This is a genomic window from Chryseobacterium sp. BGARF1, from assembly GCF_001677955.1.
GTDB lineage: Bacteria > Bacteroidota > Bacteroidia > Flavobacteriales > Weeksellaceae > Chryseobacterium.
On sequence record NZ_LELA01000043.1, the window covers coordinates 88,605 to 108,877 of the forward strand.

General features: G+C 34.3%; 19 protein-coding genes. 8 read left to right on the forward strand and 11 right to left on the reverse strand.

Annotation, left to right across the window (positions count from 1 at the left end):
* Positions 1-30 precede the first annotated feature (30 nt).
* From AB671_RS08715 to recG, 3 genes are all read left to right on the forward strand, one after another.
* A complete protein-coding gene (locus AB671_RS08715; protein ID WP_066678694.1) occupies positions 31-1,542 on the forward strand; it encodes a peptide MFS transporter in 1,512 nt (503 codons plus the stop codon).
* A 21-nt stretch (positions 1,543-1,563) separates the two neighbouring features.
* Positions 1,564-2,097, forward strand: a complete 534-nt coding sequence (locus tag AB671_RS08720) for a thioredoxin family protein (protein ID WP_066678692.1) — start codon at positions 1,564-1,566, stop codon at positions 2,095-2,097.
* A gap of 132 nt (positions 2,098-2,229) precedes the next feature.
* Positions 2,230-4,314: an ATP-dependent DNA helicase RecG gene (gene recG / locus AB671_RS08725; protein WP_066678685.1), complete on the forward strand. Its 2,085-nt coding sequence runs from the start codon at positions 2,230-2,232 to the stop codon at positions 4,312-4,314.
* A 104-nt stretch (positions 4,315-4,418) separates the two neighbouring features.
* Here the strand turns inward: recG and AB671_RS08730 are convergent, their stop codons facing one another.
* Positions 4,419-4,916: a GNAT family N-acetyltransferase gene (locus AB671_RS08730; protein ID WP_066678675.1), complete on the reverse strand. Its 498-nt coding sequence runs from the start codon at positions 4,914-4,916 to the stop codon at positions 4,419-4,421.
* A gap of 315 nt (positions 4,917-5,231) precedes the next feature.
* Complete coding sequence (dapA, locus tag AB671_RS08735) at positions 5,232-6,104, reverse strand: 4-hydroxy-tetrahydrodipicolinate synthase (RefSeq protein ID WP_066678673.1); 873 nt, start codon at positions 6,102-6,104, stop codon at positions 5,232-5,234.
* Positions 6,105-6,210: 106 nt separating this feature from the next.
* Here dapA and AB671_RS08740 point away from each other — a divergent pair, with 106 nt between their 5' ends.
* Genes AB671_RS08740 through recO form a run of 4 tightly spaced genes read left to right on the forward strand, consistent with a single transcriptional unit; the run spans position 6,211 to position 10,859 of the window.
* Complete coding sequence (locus AB671_RS08740) at positions 6,211-6,966, forward strand: 5'-nucleotidase C-terminal domain-containing protein (RefSeq protein ID WP_066678667.1); 756 nt, start codon at positions 6,211-6,213, stop codon at positions 6,964-6,966.
* Positions 6,966-7,916, forward strand: a complete 951-nt coding sequence (locus AB671_RS08745) for a bifunctional metallophosphatase/5'-nucleotidase (RefSeq protein WP_066678665.1) — start codon at positions 6,966-6,968, stop codon at positions 7,914-7,916. The genes AB671_RS08740 and AB671_RS08745 overlap by 1 nt, the downstream gene beginning before the upstream one ends.
* Before the next feature lie 7 nt (positions 7,917-7,923).
* Positions 7,924-10,173 carry a T9SS type A sorting domain-containing protein gene (locus tag AB671_RS08750; RefSeq protein ID WP_066678664.1) on the forward strand — a complete coding sequence of 750 codons (2,250 nt, stop codon included), beginning with the start codon at positions 7,924-7,926 and terminating at the stop codon, positions 10,171-10,173.
* Positions 10,173-10,859, forward strand: a complete 687-nt coding sequence (recO, locus tag AB671_RS08755; protein WP_066678663.1) for a DNA repair protein RecO — start codon at positions 10,173-10,175, stop codon at positions 10,857-10,859. The genes AB671_RS08750 and recO overlap by 1 nt, the downstream gene beginning before the upstream one ends.
* A gap of 1 nt (position 10,860) precedes the next feature.
* Here the strand turns inward: recO and AB671_RS08760 are convergent, their stop codons facing one another.
* The 6 genes from AB671_RS08760 to AB671_RS08785 all read right to left on the reverse strand — a co-directional run bounded on the left by AB671_RS08760 (position 10,861) and on the right by AB671_RS08785 (position 16,190).
* Positions 10,861-11,670, reverse strand: coding sequence for a glucose 1-dehydrogenase (locus AB671_RS08760; RefSeq protein WP_066678662.1), 810 nt, complete (start codon positions 11,668-11,670; stop codon positions 10,861-10,863).
* Between the two features lie 68 nt (positions 11,671-11,738).
* Positions 11,739-12,224 carry a GNAT family N-acetyltransferase gene (locus tag AB671_RS08765; RefSeq protein ID WP_066678658.1) on the reverse strand — a complete coding sequence of 162 codons (486 nt, stop codon included), beginning with the start codon at positions 12,222-12,224 and terminating at the stop codon, positions 11,739-11,741.
* A 3-nt stretch (positions 12,225-12,227) separates the two neighbouring features.
* The gene (locus AB671_RS08770) at positions 12,228-12,899 is read right to left on the reverse strand and encodes a DUF1684 domain-containing protein (protein WP_082987266.1); all 672 of its coding nucleotides are present in this window, start codon (positions 12,897-12,899) and stop codon (positions 12,228-12,230) included.
* Positions 12,900-12,960: 61 nt separating this feature from the next.
* Positions 12,961-13,353: a hypothetical protein gene (locus AB671_RS08775; RefSeq protein ID WP_066678656.1), complete on the reverse strand. Its 393-nt coding sequence runs from the start codon at positions 13,351-13,353 to the stop codon at positions 12,961-12,963.
* Between the two features lie 84 nt (positions 13,354-13,437).
* Positions 13,438-14,943, reverse strand: coding sequence for a malate dehydrogenase (quinone) (gene mqo, locus AB671_RS08780; RefSeq protein WP_066678654.1), 1,506 nt, complete (start codon positions 14,941-14,943; stop codon positions 13,438-13,440).
* Between the two features lie 206 nt (positions 14,944-15,149).
* Entirely contained in the window at positions 15,150-16,190 is a 1,041-nt protein-coding gene (locus AB671_RS08785; RefSeq protein ID WP_066678652.1) for an NAD(P)H-dependent glycerol-3-phosphate dehydrogenase, read from the reverse strand.
* A gap of 224 nt (positions 16,191-16,414) precedes the next feature.
* Here AB671_RS08785 and AB671_RS08790 point away from each other — a divergent pair, with 224 nt between their 5' ends.
* Positions 16,415-17,428 carry a M23 family metallopeptidase gene (locus tag AB671_RS08790; protein ID WP_082987267.1) on the forward strand — a complete coding sequence of 338 codons (1,014 nt, stop codon included), beginning with the start codon at positions 16,415-16,417 and terminating at the stop codon, positions 17,426-17,428.
* Between the two features lie 133 nt (positions 17,429-17,561).
* On the opposite strand, the gene AB671_RS08795 is transcribed toward AB671_RS08790, so the two are convergent.
* From AB671_RS08795 to AB671_RS08805, 3 genes are all read right to left on the reverse strand, one after another.
* Positions 17,562-18,230, reverse strand: coding sequence for an NAD(P)-dependent oxidoreductase (locus AB671_RS08795; RefSeq protein WP_262484073.1), 669 nt, complete (start codon positions 18,228-18,230; stop codon positions 17,562-17,564).
* Positions 18,231-18,325: 95 nt separating this feature from the next.
* Entirely contained in the window at positions 18,326-18,736 is a 411-nt protein-coding gene (locus AB671_RS08800; protein ID WP_066680300.1) for an Rrf2 family transcriptional regulator, read from the reverse strand.
* A 67-nt stretch (positions 18,737-18,803) separates the two neighbouring features.
* On the reverse strand, positions 18,804-20,270 hold the full coding sequence (locus AB671_RS08805) for a serine hydrolase (RefSeq protein ID WP_066680303.1): 1,467 nt from the start codon (positions 20,268-20,270) through the stop codon (positions 18,804-18,806).
* Positions 20,271-20,273: the final 3 nt, after the last annotated feature.

Here is a 20,273-nt window from a genome sequence, read left to right on the forward strand (position 1 = left end):
CAAAATTATATACTCTAATTACTTTCTATTATGAACTTAACGCTCGACGAGATACAAAATTTTAAAGGAAAATACCCAAAACAGATCTGGTCACTCTTTTTTTCAGAAATGTGGGAACGATTCTGCTTCTACGGAATGCGCGGGATGCTGGTTTTCTTTATGATCTCACAACTTAATTTCCACGAAAAAGAGGCCAACCTTCAATACGGAGCCACCCAGGCTTTCGTTTATGCTTTCACTTTTGTAGGTGGACTTTTCGCCGATAAGATTTTAGGTTTCAGAAAATCTCTTTTTTGGGGCGGGCTTTTAATGATTGTCGGAAGCTTAATATTAGCTACAGACCCACATAAATTTTTCTTTTTAGGAATTGCATTTACCGTTGTGGGAACAGGTTTTTTTAAACCTAATATTTCTTCAATGGTGGGTCAGCTTTACAAACCTAATGACTCCAGAGCTGACGCAGGATTTTCGCTCTTTTATGCAGGAATTAACTTAGGAGCTTTACTTGGAGGTTATTTATGTATTGCCATAGGAAAAGGAGAATTGCTTTCTCATTTGATCCCAGAAGGCTTGCATTGGAATGTCGCTTTCGGATTAGCTGCTATTGTAATGGTGATTAGCTTGATCAATTTCATATTTACTCAAAGAAGTTTAGGTACCATAGGTCTTCAGCCAGGACATCCTGATCACGAAGTAAAATCAGCTCCAATGCCCAAATGGAAAGAATATGGAGTGTATATTTTATCATTGATATTTATTCCCATCATTATGACCATGGTCTCAGTGCCGGAATATACCGATTATTTTATGTGGACCGTAGGACCTTTAACATTGGTTTATCTTTTCTTTGAAATGTCAAAAGTAACATCAGCTGAGCGTAAAAAACTTTGGGCAGCGTTAATTTTCATCATATTTTCTATTTTATTTTGGGGAATTTACGAGCAAAGTGGAGGTTCATTAAGTATTTTTGCTGCTAAAAATTTAAATAAAGATTTATTTGGCCTAGATCCCAATGGTGTAAATAATTCCGGAGGAGCATTTTTCATTATTTTCCTTGCACCTTTATTGGGATTATTGTGGATTTGGTTGAGTAAAAGAAAACTTGAACCCAATACGATTATTAAATTTGGTCTCGGATTTATATTTTTAGGATTAGGATATTACGTTTTATTTGCAACCAGATTGTTTGCAGATTTACAAGGAATTACTTCTTTAAATTTCTTTACCATCGCTCTTTTAGTGATTACTTTAGGGGAACTATGCCTTTCTCCTATCGGGTTATCAATTATGACGAAACTTTCTACCAAAAACCTCCAGGGAATGATGATGGGAATGTGGTTTCTGGCTTCAGCCTACGGTCAATATGTTGCTGGAATAATTGGTGCAAGTTTAGCAGATGCAAAAGAAGGCTCAACGAATTATGATGCATTAATTACTTATACAGAAGGTTACAAACAACTGGGATTATATGCAGTAATTGCCGGTGTGGTATTGATTTTGATATCTCCGTGGGTAAAAAAACTCATGCAGGAAGTCCGTTAACAATTTAAAATCACAAATAAGATGAAAAAAATATTTGCATTAATTTTCGTTATCCACTCTGTTTTTGCCTTTTCCCAGGTAAAATGGATGACGATTGAAGAAGCATTAGATGCACAAAAAACACAGCCTAAAAAGATACTCATCGATTTTTATGCAGATTGGTGTGGTCCCTGTAAAATAATGGATAAAAAAACTTACGGACATGAAGTAATTTATCAATATTTAAATGAAAATTACTATCCTGTAAAATTTAATGCAGAAGACAAAAGAACGATAGAAATTTTCGGAAGAAAGTTTTCCAATGAAAATTCTACACACAAAAAAGGAAGAAATTCTATGCATGAGTTTACGCAATTTATGAATGTAAATGCAGTACCAAGTACGGTTTTTCTTGATGACAAAGGAAATCCCATTACCATGTTACAAGGCGAGTTATCTGCAAAAGAATTAGAACCTTATCTTGATTTTATATCGAAAGATTTATACAAAAAAGTAAAGACCAAGCAAGATTGGGAAGATTATCAAAAGAAATTTAAATCGAAGATAAAAGATTAATCGTTTTAAAACATATAATTAAGGCTTCCATTTTTTTGGAAGTCTTTTTTATTTTACCGAAATTCGAACTTTTATTTTTTTCATTAAAAACATCGATAAAATCTAGAACCTAACATCTCGAACGCCAGAAAAATGACGCTAGAAACTCCCATAGAATTTGTAAAAGGAATAGGTCCTGAACGAGCCAAACTCATTAAAAATGTGTTGGGAATATCTATTGTGGAAGACCTTCTCAATTTCTACCCGATTCGGTATTTAGATAAGAATAAAGTATACAAAATTGCGCAACTTCAGGAAAGCAATCTTGAAATTCAGCTGAAAGGAAAAATTTCCAATGTGCAGGAGATCCTCACCGGAAAAGTAAAAAGACTGACAGCAAAATTCAACGACGACACCGGAAGTATGGATCTGGTTTGGTTTCAATATTCAAAATGGCTAAAAGAACAGCTTCCTGTAAATCGAGAAGTTTTTATTTTCGGAAAAATCAATGCGTTTAACAATCAGTTTTCGATGCCGCATCCGGAAATTGAACTGGACGAAAACAAAGAAAAAGACAACAGATTAAGACCCATTTATCCAAGTTCTGAAAAACTGACCAAGAGAGGTTTAAATCAAAAATTCTTTCAGGTAATCCTAAGAAATATCTGCAAAGAGATTCCTAATCTTATTCAGGAAAACCTTCCGGAAAGTATCATGAGCTCGATGAAATTTTTATCGCGACAACAGACTTTTTTAAACATTCATTTTCCAAAAAATTTAGAGTATTTTGAAAAGGCAAATCAGCGTTTAAAATTTGAAGAATCATTCTTTTTTCAACTAGGATATGCTTTAAAAAAACTTCATCATAAAACACAGTCTACGGGAAACCCATTCCCAATCGTCGGTGATTATTTTACCGGATTTTATGAGAATCACCTTCCTTTTGAACTCACCGGAGCTCAAAAAAGAGTTTTAAAGGAAATCAGAATGGACATGAAAAAGCCAATTCAGATGAACAGGCTTTTGCAGGGCGATGTAGGTTCAGGAAAAACAATGGTTGCTTTATTGACAATGCTGATTGCCTTAGATAATGGCTTTCAAAGCTGTTTGATGGCTCCGACAGAGATTCTTGCCCAGCAACATTACAACGGAATTAAAGATTTATTAAAAGATACAGAAATTAAAGTCAGCCTGTTAACAGGTTCGGTAAAAGCTTCTGCAAGAAAGGTTATTCATCATGAATTAGAAAATGGTGAGCTTTCAATCTTGATAGGAACTCATGCTGTTTTGGAAGACAAAGTGAAATTTAAAAATCTTGGATTGGCAATTATTGACGAGCAGCACCGATTTGGGGTCGCTCAAAGAGCTAAACTTTGGGCTAAAAATAAAATCCCACCTCATATTTTGGTGATGACCGCAACTCCTATTCCACGAACTTTAGCAATGAGCTTTTATTCGGATTTGGATGTTTCTGTGATTGATGAAATGCCGGTGGGAAGAAAAGCGATTATTACCGCTCATCGAAGAGAAAAAGACAGAACTTATGTTTATCATTTCTGTCATGAAGAAATCCGAAAAGGCAGACAAATTTACTTTGTTTATCCGTTGATTGAAGAATCTGAAACTTTAGATTATAAAAATCTGATGGAAGGTTTGGAACACATTATGGATAATTTTTCAAACTATGAGGTAACCATGCTTCACGGGAAAATGAAACCCGATGAAAAAGATGCCGCGATGAATTATTTTGCTTCGGGAAAATCGCAAATTATGGTCGCAACAACAGTGATTGAAGTCGGCGTAAATGTTCCAAATGCTTCGGTTATGGTGATTGAAAGTGCTGAAAGATTTGGTCTTTCCCAGCTTCATCAGCTTCGTGGAAGAGTGGGAAGAGGCGCCGAACAAAGCTATTGCATTTTGATGACCTCCGATAAAATGTCTGCCGAAAGCCGAACAAGAATCAAAACGATGACCGAAACCAATGATGGTTTTAAAATTTCTGAAGTCGATATGCAATTACGCGGTCCCGGTGATATTTTGGGAACTCAGCAAAGCGGTGTTGTTGATTTTAAACGACTGGATTTGGTGAACGATGCACCTATCATTAAAACCACAAAAAGAATGGTTGATAAAATATTGGAAGTAGATCCGCATTTATCAGGACCCGATCATCAGATTATTAAAAATTATTATATTCAAAATTATAAAGGGAAGAATAAGTGGAGTAAAATTTCCTAATTGTCTCAACAGTAAATTTAACACCACTTTTGTCATTCTGTAAGAATCTAAATTAATTTCGCAGAGATGTTTACAGCATGACAAACACACAGTCAAATAAAACTTTAAAGTTTTCTCTCCATCAAATAATCATCCATCACATATCCATTTCCAATATCAAAAACGCCTTCATCGTATACTTTATAGCCTTGAGATTCGTAGAATTTCTTCGCTGAATTATGCTTATTGACATTCAGAATAATTCTGCGATCTCCACTTTCTAACGTTTTTTCATTTAAAAACTCAAGTGTTTTTTTGCCTAAACCTTTTCCTTTGCTTTCAGGAACCAAATAAATTCGGTGAAGCTTGGTGGTGTTTTCTTCGTAATGGTTTTCAAAACCAATAAATCCGTCATATTCATTTGAGTTTTCATCAAAAACAAGATAATAATGATAATCAGGATTTTTCAGATGACTTGAAATTTCAGATTGAGAATACATTGTATTTAACATGTATTCCATCTGTTCAATAGATAAAATTTCTGCGTAGGCATTTTCCCAAGACCTTTTGGCTAAATCCTGAATTAAAGGGATATTTTCTTCTGTTGCTTTGATTAATTTCATTAGTAATAAGATTGTGTTTGACACATAAGTCACAAAGATTTAAATTAGTCTTGAAAATATTTCAGAACACATGAGAGAGAGAAAATCAAAGATTTTCAAAACTAACGTGTTCTAAACTGTTTTCAAACATAGTAACTAAAAACTAATGTGACTCATGTGTTAAAAATTTTAGATTAAAAAAGTGAAAAGCATTATACTTTTCACTCTTATTATAGATTAAAACGCAAAGTTTGTCATTCCATAGGAATCTAAGCTAGATTGTAAAGATGCTTTCAGCATGACAAACAGAGCGTAAACTTTGATATTTAATAAATATTAAATTTTCGCCATTTCAGCTTTTATTTTCGCATAAAGTCCTTCTGAAGCAGGAACCAATGGAAGCCTCAAATAGTTTTTGATTAATCCTTTTTCTGCTAAAACAACTTTAATTCCGCAAGGGTTTCCCTCAGCAAAAATCAATCTTGTGATCTCTACTAATTTGTTGTGAATTTCATAAGCTTCATCTACTTTTTTATCAAAAGCTACTTGCACCATTGTAGAAAATTCTTTCGGATAACCTTGTCCGATTACAGAAATTACCCCTGCTCCACCTGCTAAAGTTACAGGAAGTGTGTATTCATCATCACCAGAAACCAAATTAAAACCTTCAGGTTTTTTTCTCAAAATATCAAAATACTGAAGAATATTGGGTGCCGCTTCTTTAATCAAGAATAAATTCGGGAATTCATTTGCCAAACGCAAAGTAGTTTCAGCTTCTACATTTTGTCCGGTTCTTGAAGGAACGTTATAAATGATAATATTTTTTCCTGTAGAAGCTAAAGCTTTATAATGTTGATAAAGACCTTCCTGATTAGGTTTGTTATAATAAGGAGACACCGATAAAACAGCCGTAAAATCAGATAAATCAGTTTCTTCGATTTGCTGTTTGACTTCAAGAGTATTGTTTCCGCCAATTCCTAAAACCAAAGGAAGACGTTTATTATTCACCTTAATGATGTGCTCAACTACCTGTTTCTTCTCATCTGAAGAAAGTGTAGCAGCTTCCGCTGTAGTTCCCAATACTACCAAATAGTTGGTTCCGTTTTCGATGTTGTACTCAACAAGTTTTGTTAAACTTTCGAAATCTACGGATAAATCTTCATTAAAGGGTGTTACCAAAGCAACACCTACTCCTTTTAAAATGCTCATCTGTTCGAATTATTTTCCCCAAATTTAATCAATTCATACAAGAATTTACAATATTTAATCCTATTTTATTATACATATAATTATATTTGCATATATTAAAGATATTATGCAAAATAAATTCTTATTGCTAGGAATTGCCTTGTTATCACTTACAGCCTGTAAAACGACATCGTTGCAGGTTGCGAATGTGCAGACACAGAAGAACATTTCTATTAATAAAGAGCTGAAGGACGATGAAGGTTTTGCGAAATTTATCGAGCCTTACACTCTGAAACTCAACAAAGAGATGAACCAGAAGATCTCTTATACGCAAGTAGATCTCACAAAAGAAGGAGACAACAGTAACCTGGGGAACCTTTTAGCTGACTACACTTTTGACGGAGCAGATGTCTGGACAAAAGCCAATCTTAATAAAAACGTAGATGCTGCCTTAATCAATATTGGTGGGATTCGTACTACGATTGGAAAAGGAGATATTCTTCTTAAAAATGTTTTTGAAGTAATGCCTTTTGAAAATGAAGTTATCATTGTAAAAATGAAAGGTTCAGATGTACAGGGATTGTTTGATTACTACGCAAAAACTCAGGTAAATAATCCGGTTTCTCATTTATACATAGAAACCAATAACGGACAATTAACCAAAACTTTAATTAACGGAAAAGTAGTAGATCCGAATCAGGATTATTATATTGCAACGTCTGATTATCTGGCTTTGGGAGGTGATAATATGAAATTTTTCAGCAAAGGAGAATCAATCCCTACAGGAATTAAATTGAGAGATTTATTTATCGATTATTTTAAGAAAAATGCTGAGATTAATCCGAAGGAAGATATCCGTTTAAATTTTATTGGGAAGAAATAATGAATAGAAAGAGTTTTTTAAAAACAATAGGTGGTGGAACTTTAGCAATGTCTTTAGCTCCCAATTTGATGATGGCAGAAGAATTGAGTTTAAATTCTTTCAAATCTGCCCATAAATTAACGATTCTTCATACCAACGACCAACATAGCAGAATTGAACCTTTTGACGAAAGCTATACCAAAAATCCTAATCAGGGTGGTTTTGCGAGAAGAGCAAGTTTAATACAAAAAATAAGAAGCGAAGAAAGCAATCTTTTGTTGCTGGATTCTGGAGATATTTTTCAGGGAACACCCTATTTCAACTTTTTCGGAGGTGAACTCGAGTTTAAACTCATGTCGATGATGAAATATGATGCATCCACAATGGGAAATCATGATTTCGATAATGGTTTAGATGGTTTTCTAAAGGTTTTGCCTAATGCAGAGTTTCCTTTTATCTGTTCGAATTATGATTTTAAAAACACAATTCTCGACGGAAAAACTTCGCAGTATAAAATATTCAACAAAAACGGCATCAAAGTCGGAATTTTCGGAGTCGGAATTCAGTTAGATGGATTAGTTGGAAAAAAACAGTACGGAGAAACCATTTGGTCTGATCCGATTGACGTGGCGCAACATTATTCTAATTTTCTGAAAAATGAAAAAAAATGCGACCTCGTAATTTGCCTTTCTCACATCGGATACGACTACAAAGATGAATCCGAAAAAATAAGTGATAAAATTTTAGCTTCCAAAACAGAAAATATTGACTTAATTTTGGGAGGTCACACGCATACTTTTTTACCAGAACCTCAAACTTTTAAAAATAGACAGGGGAAAACCGTTTTGGTAAATCAGGTAGGTTGGGCCGGTCTTCTTTTAGGCAGAATAGATTTCTTTTTTGATTCAAATAAAAATGTAAAACAGATTTCTTGGAACAACCAGGCAATCGACAGCAGTATAACAGTATAAGTATAATATGAAAAAAATCTCATTACTTTCTTTTGGTATTTTCGCAGCGTTGCAGTTTGTAAATGCGCAGAGTATTTCTTCAAAAAAATGGGCAGACTTGTTTTCTTACAACAATGTTTTGGCGATGAAAGAAGATAACGGAAAAATCGTTGCCGCCACAGAAAACGGGATTTTTTATTATACAATTTCAACAGGAGAGATCACCAAGCTGTCAAAAGCCAATGGTCTTCATGATGTGAAAATTTCTGCTTTTGATTACAATCCACAAACCAAAATCGGCTTGGTAGGGTATCAAAACGGAGCTTTAGATATCATCACTCCACAAGGCGTAACATATGTAGTAGATATTCCTATTGCAACAGGCTATAATGGAAGCAAAAAAATCAATCATATTTCTATTACAGGAGATAAAGCAACCGTTTCTGTAGGATATGGGGTTTCTATTTTTGATTTAAAAAAGAAAGAATTTGCCGATTCTGTATTCTTTATTAACGGAGGTGTTTTTCAAGCCAGTAATGAAGCAACTATTTTAGGAAATAAAGTTTTTTCAGTAACCGATACAGGATTAAAGACCCACGAAATGAATACTACTTTTCCTGTGTTTACAACTTGGGTAACAGAAATGCCAGGAAACTTCACCAATATTGATTCTGAATCTGTTTTAGCATTTTCATCTCCAACTCAGACCTATATATACAATAGCGGAACATCAACTCCTATTGCTCAAACTTTTGGAGGAATCACTGATGTTGTTGTTAATTCAAACAATATCATCATTACAGACGGCAGCAGAATTTATACCTATAACACCAATGGAAATTTCGGAGGGACTACAAGTGTAGGAGAAAGCTGCAATACCGCAACAACGATTGGCTCTAAAGTATATGGTGGAACTAAACTTTCTGGAGTTAAAACAGATGACAATATAGCCTACAAACCAGATGGCCCATATTTTAATGATTCTTATAAAATAAGATTATTTAATGACAATCAGCTTTTAGTTTCTACAGGAATTAGAGCAAATGGATATAATGAACCGCAAATTAATCCAAAAAATCCTGGATTTTATTATTTTACCGGAACAGAATGGGTTTATTCTTCTTACTTCATAGGAAGCCCGACTATCTTTAATGTTGTAGATGCTTTTCCTGATCCTGCCAACTCGGGTGAAGTTTATTTTTCAAATTACAATTTCAGCGCGGGCTACGGAATTCATAAAATGAAATACAATACAACTTCTAAGGATTTTGAATTTGTAAAACGATATGATTTAGGCATAGATAATCCATTCGGTCGTCGTCCTGTTGGCTTTACTTCTGATGATCAGAATAACATTATCGCATCCATTGCGTATTCAGGTCCCACCGCTGCATTAGCTTTTTATGACAGAGCTACAGACAATTTTTTGTTAAAAGATTTAAATACTAGTACAGGAATTCAATATCCGGTTTTTAGTAATGATTTATTATGGATCCCTATCCCTAGAACAGCTAATTTCTTAGTCTATGATACAAAAAAGACAGCAAGTCTTACTGATGATACCCAATATTATTTAGACCAAACAAACAATCTTCCGGGAAATACTGTTTCTTTTGCAATGGATAAATCTGGAGATGCATGGATTGGTACTGAAGGAGGAATAAGAATTTTACCCAATGCAGCAGCTGAAATTAAAAATGACCCACAATTAGAGTCTATTGTTATTGAACAAGGCGGACTTGCTGAAGAACTTTTCAGAGATGCTACTATTTTACAAATCGAAGTCGATGGTGGAAATCAAAAATGGGTATCGGTAGAAGACGGAGGTGTTTACTACTTATCTGCATCGGGTGAACAAACAATCAAACATTTTACAAAAGACAACTCTCCACTTCCGACTGATACTATTACAGATATTAAAATTGATAAAAAAACAGGAAAAGTTTATTTTGTAACCTTTGACGGTATTGTTACTTACCAAGGGGATGTTGCAGATGTGACTAAAGACTTTGGAAATGTTTTGGTTTATCCGAATCCTGTTGTTTATTCACAGTTTAAAGGAAATGTAACCATTAAAGGATTAGCCGAAAAAACAAATATCCGAATTGTAGATGCTGCAGGAAATCTTGTACATTCTGCCATTGCAAGAACAGGATATTACGAATGGAATCTTAATAACCAGAAAGGTAAAAGAGTTGCTTCCGGAATTTATTTTGTTTTGATGACCAACGAAGACGGTTCAGATAAAGCTACAGCAAAAATAGCGGTAGTTAATTAATGACTTCACAAGACGGATTTTTACTTTCATACATCAAATATGGAGAAAACGATGCAGTTCTCCATTGTTTCACCGAAGAAGATGGTTTTCAAACCTATTTTCTGAAAGGAATTTACAGCAAAACAAATAAGAAAAAGGCATTTTTACTCCCTTTAAATAAGCTTACTTTTTCTGTTAATTCAGGAAAAAGCAATGGAATTCAAATGGTTTCAAAATTAGAGATTGTAGAAGCCAATGATGTTTATACAGACATCAAAGCCAATACGGTCATCTTTTTTATTGCCGATTTTTTGAATCAGATATTAAGAAACGAAAATAAAAACCCGAATCTCTTTCACATCATTGATGAATTTATCTTTGAGCTTGGTCGGCAAAACTACCGTTGTCATCTTATTCTTTTGGTTAAAATTTTAAAAATTCAGGGAGTTGCACCACTTTTAGCAGAAGGAAATTATCTTGACCCCGAAACAGGAACATTTTCCAATATAGGAGCCCATCACCTATTCGATAATGAAAATTCTCTTCTGTGGAAATTAATTTTGTCTTCCCAAAATCCTTACGAAATAAAGATTCCGCAGGTGATGAGAAAATCCTTTCTAGATAGTTTGCTGGTTTATTACCATTACCACATTACCGATTTTAAAACACCCAATTCACTCGAAGTTATTCAGCAGATTTTCGAATAAATTATCCGCCGTTTGAAAAACTTTCCAGACTGGTCATGCCTCCATCGATGAAAATACTGGTTCCGGAAATATAATCAGCCAAATCACTCGCTAAAAAAGTTGCTAAATTTCCAACATCTTCAGGTAGGCCAATTCTGTTATATGGAATTAGTTTCATTAAATCATTTAATGCTTCAGGAGTTTCCCACGCATCTTTATTAATTGGCGTTTGAATCGCACCCGGACAAATAGAATTGACCCTAATTTTATCTGCGCCATGTTCCTGAGCCAAAGTCTGCATCAGCATTTTTATAGCACCTTTGCTTGCTGCATAATTTGCATGCCCCGCCCAAGGAATAATTTCGTGTACCGAACTGATATGAATGATTTTTCCACAGGCAACAGAACGTGTTGTATTGATTCCTCGGCGGAGAAATTCTTTAATAGCTTCTCTCGAACACAAAAAATGACCCCGAAGATTCACACCCATTACCGTATCCCATTCTTCCAAAGTCATATCTATAAATTTGGCATCTTTCTGAATTCCGGCGTTGTTAATTAAAATATCAACCGTTCCATATTCTGAAATTACATCTGCAAACATCTTAACAACTTCAGTTTCTTTAGAAACGTCGCATTGATAAACCATTCCGTCGCCGCCATTTTTTCGAATTTCGTCTAAAACTTTTTGAGCTTCATCTTTAGATTTTTCAGATGAATGATTGATGATGACTGTTGCTCCGGCTGAAGCAATAGATTTTGCAATTCCGGTTCCGATTCCGCTAGATGCGCCTGTAATAATAGCGATTTGATTTCTTAATGAAACTTCCATATTTTGATTTTAATGATGTTTAAAACCAATTGAAAGTATCACGCCAAACTGAATGTTTTATTTTTAATTTAATCTAAACTTTTAGACATCACAAATTGAGGTCCGCTTCTTCCGTCCATTTTTTTACCGGCATAAACATATCCTTTTTTCGCATAAATTTGAAAAGCCAAATCATTTCTTTCATTAACTGATAAGACGATTTCATTGCAGTCTTTAAAATGTTCTTTGATAAAATCATCCAGCACAATCATCACAGATTTACCGATTCCTTTTCCCTGAAATTCAGGATTTATAGACAACGAACGAAGCAAAACACAATCTTGATTATCTGTCAATTCTAATTTATCATTTCCAAAATCTAACACACAAAAACCAGCCGCTTTTTCGTTATAAAAAATGGTAATTGGATAAGCAAAAAAATCATCATTTTGATTTCTTGCTTCAATTCTTTCTAACGCCTGATTCGGCAAAGCTGAAAACTGAGCCTGAATTTCATCAAGTTCATAATTTAATTCAGATAAATCTTTCGGTTTAAAAAAATGTAAATCAACCATAATTTAGTGATGATAAATATCGTTATACATCACCCCCGCTTTTATTTCTATCGGAAGTTTATTTTCTTCGGGAACAATCGGACAATTGTAATCATACGCATTATAAGCACAAAAAGGTTGGTAAGACTGATTAAAATCTAACACAATCGTATTGCCTTTCGGGATTTTTAAATCCATGTATTTTCCGCCGCCGTAAGTTTCTTTTTGATTGGTTTCATCACGGAAAGGTAAGAAAAGATAGTCTTTGTATTTTTCCATTTTCATTAAATCTAAACTCTGATAAATCGTTAAAGTATAAGATTTTCCGTCAATCGTAAAGTGAGCTTTTCCAAATTCCTGGTACGATTTTGATTTCCCAGAAGAAGTGGGTAAATCAAAAGGTTCAGGGTTTTTATTTTTAACAAAATCAGCCGTTACACGATATTTCAAATCAATTGGAAAGAAAGGATGCGCTTTAAAATTTGTATAGTTATCTCCTCGCAAAGGTGTTTCTTTCTTGTGGAGGTATTCTTTATTTAAATCTTTTTGAAATTTTTCGATTTCACGTTTTACAGGGTCTGAGTTTACACCAACAGTAGTATTTATTTCAGTTTTTTTTAAATCTGAAAGTTTCTTTTTCTGCGAAAACACAAAAAATGGGAGAACAGCCAACAAGAACAATATAGTTTTCTTCATTTTGGTTTAATTAAATTGATAAGAGATTTACACTTCGTATCATACGAAATAACAGAAATAATTAGTCCGAAATTTTTATGCGGTAAATATCTGATGGATTCCTTTTAATAGATTTCACAAAAAAACCGCCTTCTTCAGGAATTTCTTCTTTAAAATCAAAGCTTTTACAATCTTTCGGCAGACCTGAAAAAACCAAAGTAAACCAAAAATCTTTCATAAACGGGACTGCCGTCCAATTGGGATAAATCGTAATATTTTCGGCATGAATCAATTTACTTTTGTGACTAGAAGTAGTATCGATAAGGTGGGTTGTATTCCAAATTCTGATTAAATTTCCCAAAAACGGTGACGCAGGAAAACAGCAATGTACAATCACCTGCTTTTCTTCTTCAATTTTCGTTTGAAGTGACTCAAGGATTTCCTTTGCAATAATCGGTTTTGAAATAACTTCCATCTTTTTTATGAGTAATGAATAATTAGTAATGGGTAATTTTAGAAATAACAAAATTACTTATTACCCATTACTTATCACCTATATTTAATGCTTAAGCTCTAATTTTTCTTTGCTGTAGGCTCTGGTTTTTTTTGCCAATTCAGGATTTGCGGATAATTTTTGCCCGTATGAAGGGATCATTTCCAACAATTTATCTTTCCATTCACCTTTTAATTTCTCAGGAAAACATTTTTCTAAAACATTCAACATTGCAAAAACTGCAGTTGATGCTCCTGGAGACGCTCCTAAAAGTGAAGCAATCGTTCCTTTATCATTCACCACAACCTCGGTTCCAAATTCTAATTTACCGCCTAATTTATCATCTTTTTTAATGATTTGTACTCGCTGTCCGGCAACTTTCAGTTCCCAGTCTTCTTCTTTAGCATCTTTTACAAACTCCCTTAAATGCTGTATTCTCTGAGCTTTTGTCATTGCCACCTGCTGAACCAGATATTTAGTAAGAGGAATATTATGCCACCAAGCTCCAAATAACGAACGGAGATTTTTGGTATTCACACTTTCCGGTAAATCGAGATAGCTTCCTTCTTTTAAAAACTTCGTTGAAAAACCAGCAAAAGGACCAAAAAGTAAGGCTTTTTCACCATCGATAATTCTTAGATCTAAATGCGGAACAGACATTGGCGGTGCATCTACTGTCGCCTGAGTATAAACTTTTGCCTGATGTTGCGCTACCAATTCCTGATTGTGGGTAACCAACCATTCCCCAGAAACCGGAAAACCGCCGTAACCTGCACTTTCTTTGATATCTGAACTGTCAAGCAGCGGTAAAGCATAACCTCCTGCTCCTATAAAAACAAAATCTGCAACAACCTCCTGTTTATGATTGTTGATGCGGTCTTTTACTTTCATTTCCCAAGTGCCATCTTCTCTGGGATCGATGTCTTTCACTTCATGATACAAGAAAACTTCTACATGAGAATCTTCCACAAGATGGCGTCCCATTTTTCGGGTAAGAGCACCAAAATTCACATCCGTTCCGAGTTCCATTTTTGTGGCTGCTAAAACTTCAGATTGATTTCTTTTGCTCATTACCAAAGGAATCCATTCTCGTAACGTATCATGATCGGTAGAAAATTCCATTTCTGAAAATAAAGGCGAATTTTTCAATGCTTCATGTCTTTTGCCAAGATATTCTGCATCTTTCTCACCAAAAACTAAACTCATGTGAGCACAAGAATTAATAAATTCCTGAGGTTTCTGAATGTATTTTTTGTCGACTAAATAAGACCAAAACTGTTTTGAAATTTCAAACTGTTCTGCAATTTTTTCAGCTTTTGAAATATCTATACTTCCGTCTTCTTTTTCGGGTGTATAGTTGAGTTCACAAAATGCAGAGTGGCCTGTGCCTGCATTGTTCCAGGCAGCGGTACTTTCTTTGGCAAATCTTCCCAATCTTTCAAAAATTGCGATGTTTAAATTAGGGTCAAATTCGTGAAGTAAAGTGGCTAGTGTTACACTCATAATTCCGCCTCCTATAAGCACAACATCATATTTTGGCTTAGGCGTTCTATTGGTAATTGCGTGTGGCATTGTGTGAATTTTAATACGAATTTCGGGAAAAGTTTTAGATTAAAATACGATTTAAGTATTTAATTCTGTGCCGAAAACAAAATTGTTACCAGCCCAGTGAAGACGATGGAAATTATCAATTTTAAATAATAGAAGCAATATATGTAACAAAAAAACACCAATGAAGGTCACTGATGTTTTTATATATTTTTAAAATGAAATTAGTTCTAATTCAGCTTTGCCGTTAGTTTTTTAAATTGTTTCTCAGCATTTTTACCTTCATACAAAATTCCGTAAACAGTATCAATAATCGGTAACTCCAGTTTTTTCTGTTTTGCCGTTTTATAAATAGAATCTGCAGCGTAATACCCTTCCGCAACCATGTTCATCGACTGGATAGCAGATTTTACAGTATATCCTTTTCCGATAAGATTTCCTAAATTTCTGTTTCTTGAAAACAATGAATATGCTGTCACCAATAAATCTCCCAAATATGCACTTTCGTTAACATCTCTCGGAGCTTCATAAATCGCTTCAAGGAAAGTTTCCATCTCTCTGATCGCATTCGACACAAAAACAGCCGTAAAGTTATCACCATAACCTAAACCGCTTGCAATACCGGCTCCGATGGCGAAAATGTTTTTCAGAATAGCACTGTATTCGTTTCCTAAAATATCTTTGCTAGAATTTACTTTGATAAAATCTGAATTGAAAATGCTCACCAGTTTTTCAGAAACTTCATCTTCCACCGTTGCTACGGTAAGATAAGAAAGTCTTTCCATTGCAACTTCTTCAGCGTGACATGGTCCTGCAATAACCGCCTGATTTCTGAACCCTATCTGAAATTCTTCTTTCAGATAATGCGCCACAACATCGTTTACTTTAGGAATAATCCCTTTAATTGCCGAGACAAAGATTTTGTCTTTATACTCACAAGTCATTTTATCTAAAGTATCTGAAAGATAAATAGACGGAGTTGCCAAAACAACGACATCACAAGCTGTCACCAGCTCGTTGACATCAGTGGTCAGCTTTAAATTTTTAAGATTGAAATTAACTGCAGTAAGATAGGTCGGGTTGTGCCCGCGCAGTTCAATTGCTCCTTTTACAAACTCATTTCTTACACACCAATGCACTGTTTTGCAGTTTTCAACAAGCATTTTTACAATTGCCGTTGCAAAACTTCCGCTACCTACAACGCCAACTGTAACGTCGTTTTTGGTCTTTTTAGAAGTAGAAGAATCTGAGTTGGTTTTCTTTTTTGCCATAATTGAAATATGAACTGTAAATATATTAAAACCGAAAGATATCAAAACTTTATCTCACATAATATAAATCATTTTTGAAAACTTTAACTTTCTCACACAATTAAATATCTAAAAATACGTTTATTACAAGAATTTATAAATTTTTGTTAAGAATAATGCTGAAAGTTTATTTTTACCTAAATTTGCACCCTTAAAACCTTTTTTAAATTCTAAGAGAAAGAAAAATGAAGAAATTTTTAGGCAGCAAAAAGAAAGTAACAGTTCTCATTGGAGGACTTTCACTTGTAGTTTTTGCACAAAGTATTTTCATTGCCAAATTGTTTTCGGAGAAAGATGACAAAAACTATGAAGTAAATTTGGTAAAAATAAATACAGAAAAAGACAGCATTGATTATCTGAAAATGAAAACAGACCTTAGTTTGGTAGACCAAACAGTTTCTCAACTGAATTCTTTTCTAAAATCAAAAGATATTAAGAACGAAAAGTTGATGGTTCTTGATAGCGACAGTATTTCAAACTCAATTTATCTGGCAAAACAATCAAACAGATACAGCCAATATCTGATGGACTTGCAGAAAAAACTGATGCAGGTACCTCTAGGAATGCCTACTGAAGGCTACATTTCATCCAACTTTGGAATTCGAAAAAACCCAATTCCTTTTAAAACAGTTTATGCATCTGTAAAACCAATTGCAGCAACTCCTACCACCGTTGTAGCAACTTCAAAACCTGAAGTAAAGGCTGAACCCGTAGAAAAAATCATTGAAGTAACAGACAGCTACGGGAACAAGAGAGAAATAAAGGTGATGGTGACTCCCAAAACAGCAAGTACACCTTCTCCTGCTCCAACAACTTCAAATGCTAAAAATATAGCTGCTTCTAAAACTCCAACAGAAAAGAATAATGCTCCTGCTGAAGCAGACCAAATGCAGTTTCATAAAGGTTTGGATATTGCCGTTCCTTTTGGGTCTGATGTTGTGGCAACAGCAGCCGGAACTGTGATTTTCTCAGGACAGAAAGGTGGTTACGGAAACTGCGTCATAGTCTCTCACGGAAATGGATTGGCAACACTTTACGGTCATCTTTCACAATTGGTTGCAAAAAACAACGAAAAAGTAAAGGTTGGACAAGTAATCGCAAAATCAGGAAACTCCGGGCGTTCTACAGGACCTCATTTACATTATGAAGTGCATAAAAATAATGCTCCGGTTAATCCGAAGTTGTTTATGAGTTTATAAAATAATTAATTTGTATAAAAAGATTCGGCAGTACCTTGGGTGCTGCCGAATCTTTTTTTGATTTGTTGGATTGGTTTTCATCGGATTTTATCCGATGCTTTGTTAAACCGTCCCTTTGGGACTCTCAAAAGAATTAATAAGCTGCGGTGAATCTTTCACGGATGTGATTGTTTTGTTCAAGCTCATCAACCAAAACAACAGCAACATCTTCTACAGAAAGTACACTTCTCCCCTCTTCATTAAATACAGGGTTTTCAAGAGCGGTTCTGTATTTTCCGGTTCTGATTCCTGCTGTTCCTGGATGCATTTCGATTGCGGGGCTGAAAAAAGTCCAGTCTAAAGTTGTATTTTCTTTGATTTTATTTAAATAATCTCTTGCTGCAGTTGCTCCGGGTTTGATATCTGCCGGAAAATCTGGTCCGTCAACCAATTGATTTCCGTCGATGAACAAACTTCCTGCTCCACCAACAGTAATAAATCTTTTCACCCCTGATCTTTCAACCGCTTTTTCGATATTGATTGAACCGTTTAAGAAATCATTATAAAGATTAGGATTCGTCCAACCTGCATTGAAACTGCTGATTACTGCATCATTTCCTTTCAAAGCTTCTGCTAAATCATCTACATTGTTTACATCAACGCTTTTTGCTTTTACAGTTTCAGTTTCATTTACTTTCGATGCATCTCTTACGATTGCTGTCACTTCAAAACCTCTGTTTTCAAGTTCTTTCACTACTTGTGTTCCCACAAAACCTGTTGCGCCAATTACTGCTACTTTTTTGTTCATACTTTTTTTATTTATTTTTAAAGGAATTTCACGAACCTTTCGGTTTCATTTGATACTATTTTATTTAAATTAATTGTAATAAATTTTGTTACATTTTAAGTCAAAAAATTTTACTCGAAATGCTCGGTAAATTCCTTTAGCGATTTATCTCCTAAAAATTGACAGACCAATACATCTGTTTCTGTAAAAAGCTTTCCTAAATGAGTATTGATATTTTTCCCAACAGGACAAGCCGGATTAGGATTGTTATTTTTTTTGCCTAAAACTTCTGAATTTTTTACCGCTGAATAGATTTCAGAAATACTAATATCTGAAGCATTTTTTGCTAACTGACTTCCTCCTTCTTTCCCCTTTCGGCTAATAATCAAACCGGCTTCTTTTAAAACACCAATTTCTTTACGAACAATTACAGGATTTACATTGATACTTCCGGCAAGCCAATCAGAAGTCAACCATTCCTGAGGAGACTTTGACAACAGCGTCATGATATGTATTGCCGTAGCAAATCTTGTATTGTTCATAATTACTCTGCAAAGATACAAATATTTTAATTGTAACAAAATTAACTACAATTAAATTTCATTAAACTCATTTTGTTTCTATTTCAATAATCTTTTTTCCTACATCTCCCAAATAATGGTTAACTAGAGGTTCATAAATTTTATATCCACTTTCAACATTCGTAAAAACGATTAATCCTTTTTTTGTTTTTGGTAAAAGAAAAACAATAGTATTTACTCCTTTATCAGAACCACCATGAGATAAGGCAATTTCGTTATTTCCAAGATCGTAAATTTCAAATCCTAAACCGAAAAACTTGTCTTTTTTAGTTTCAGTCTGTTTGGTTTTCATTTCTTCAGCAGTTTTTGGTGTCAACAAATCATTATTCAAAACAGCAACTAAAAATTTCCCGTAATCTTCTATAGAAGTTACTAAGTCATCGGCTGCATTTGGAGTTTTATTTTTTACAATTTCATACGGTTTTCCGGAGTTATCATAACCAAGTATCATTCTCTCAGAATACTTCTTTTCATTCCAGATATAACTAGTATCTTTCATATCTAAAGGCTGAAAGACAAGCTCTTTTGCCAGTTCTTCAAGACTTTTATGAAATTTATTTTCAAGGGCTTTCCTTAGATATTCAAAACCTTCACCCGAATATTGATATTTTGTTCCCGGATCAAATTCGAAACGAAGTTTTTTATCATTATTCACCCATCTCCAATTCGGAAAGCCTGTTTGATGGCTTAAAATTAATCTTGTCGTCAATTTTTTATGTCTTGGGTCTTTAGCAATATCAGGATCAATAAAGTATTTATCAAGTGGCTCATCAAGATTCCATTTGCGAAGACCAACCAAGCGTAAAACCGTTATTGCAGTAACTGGTTTGGTTAAAGAAGCGACATTAAAAAGACTATTGTAAGAAGCTGATGTCTTATCATTTAATTTTCCATAAACTTTTATCTCTGTTAATTTTCCATTCTCGATGATTCCTAAACCTAAAGTTGGGATGTTATTATTTTTCAGCAATTGCTCCAAATTATCGGTAAGTTTTGATTGGCCTGGATCTCCGTGATTATAACTTAAAATATCACTCATGGTCCAATTACTGTCTTTTTTTGTCCAGACTGTTGTAAATTTTGCCTGCCCGCCTAATACATCTTCTTTATTTTTTTCACGGATAAAAAACTGGTGTTCTCCAGACTGTATCGCACCATACAATTCGCCGTTATTGTATAATGGAAAAACTTCCAAACTATTTTCAATGACCTTACGAATTGGCTTTTGATTGGGATTTGAACAGATATTTTGTTTTGTTCTTTCGAGAAATAATTTTTTATCCTGGAACCCGCCATTATCATGATAGAATTTTAGATTCTCATCTACCGATTTTTCAAGATATGCGAGATCACAATTATTAAAACCCCGTTCAAAAAAAAGACTATCCTGTTTCTTTAATTCTAAAAATAATGGTAAATTTTTATCAATTTGAGCGTTTACATTTCCGAAGAAAAAGTAGAGAATAAAAATGCTGATCTTAAGTTTTTTAGGCATTGA

Bases quoted from the DNA above. Each gene is read 5' to 3' on its own strand.
- AB671_RS08770 (WP_082987266.1), bottom strand. From the start codon at position 12,899: ATGAAGAAAACTATATTGTTCTTGTTGGCTGTTCTCCCATTTTTTGTG.
- AB671_RS08785 (WP_066678652.1), bottom strand. From the start codon at position 16,190: ATGGCAAAAAAGAAAACCAACTCAGATTCTTCTACTTCTAAAAAGACC.
- AB671_RS08720 (WP_066678692.1), top strand. From the start codon at position 1,564: ATGAAAAAAATATTTGCATTAATTTTCGTTATCCACTCTGTTTTTGCC.
- AB671_RS08730 (WP_066678675.1), bottom strand. From the start codon at position 4,916: ATGAAATTAATCAAAGCAACAGAAGAAAATATCCCTTTAATTCAGGAT.
- AB671_RS08745 (WP_066678665.1), top strand. From the start codon at position 6,966: ATGAATAGAAAGAGTTTTTTAAAAACAATAGGTGGTGGAACTTTAGCA.
- AB671_RS08760 (WP_066678662.1), bottom strand. From the start codon at position 11,670: ATGGAAGTTTCATTAAGAAATCAAATCGCTATTATTACAGGCGCATCT.
- recG (WP_066678685.1), top strand. From the start codon at position 2,230: ATGACGCTAGAAACTCCCATAGAATTTGTAAAAGGAATAGGTCCTGAA.
- AB671_RS08750 (WP_066678664.1), top strand. From the start codon at position 7,924: ATGAAAAAAATCTCATTACTTTCTTTTGGTATTTTCGCAGCGTTGCAG.
- AB671_RS08775 (WP_066678656.1), bottom strand. From the start codon at position 13,353: ATGGAAGTTATTTCAAAACCGATTATTGCAAAGGAAATCCTTGAGTCA.
- AB671_RS08800 (WP_066680300.1), bottom strand. From the start codon at position 18,736: ATGAACAATACAAGATTTGCTACGGCAATACATATCATGACGCTGTTG.
- mqo (WP_066678654.1), bottom strand. From the start codon at position 14,943: ATGCCACACGCAATTACCAATAGAACGCCTAAGCCAAAATATGATGTT.
- AB671_RS08740 (WP_066678667.1), top strand. From the start codon at position 6,211: ATGCAAAATAAATTCTTATTGCTAGGAATTGCCTTGTTATCACTTACA.
- AB671_RS08805 (WP_066680303.1), bottom strand. From the start codon at position 20,270: ATGCCTAAAAAACTTAAGATCAGCATTTTTATTCTCTACTTTTTCTTC.
- AB671_RS08715 (WP_066678694.1), top strand. From the start codon at position 31: ATGAACTTAACGCTCGACGAGATACAAAATTTTAAAGGAAAATACCCA.
- dapA (WP_066678673.1), bottom strand. From the start codon at position 6,104: ATGAGCATTTTAAAAGGAGTAGGTGTTGCTTTGGTAACACCCTTTAAT.
- AB671_RS08790 (WP_082987267.1), top strand. From the start codon at position 16,415: ATGAAGAAATTTTTAGGCAGCAAAAAGAAAGTAACAGTTCTCATTGGA.
- recO (WP_066678663.1), top strand. From the start codon at position 10,173: ATGACTTCACAAGACGGATTTTTACTTTCATACATCAAATATGGAGAA.
- AB671_RS08765 (WP_066678658.1), bottom strand. From the start codon at position 12,224: ATGGTTGATTTACATTTTTTTAAACCGAAAGATTTATCTGAATTAAAT.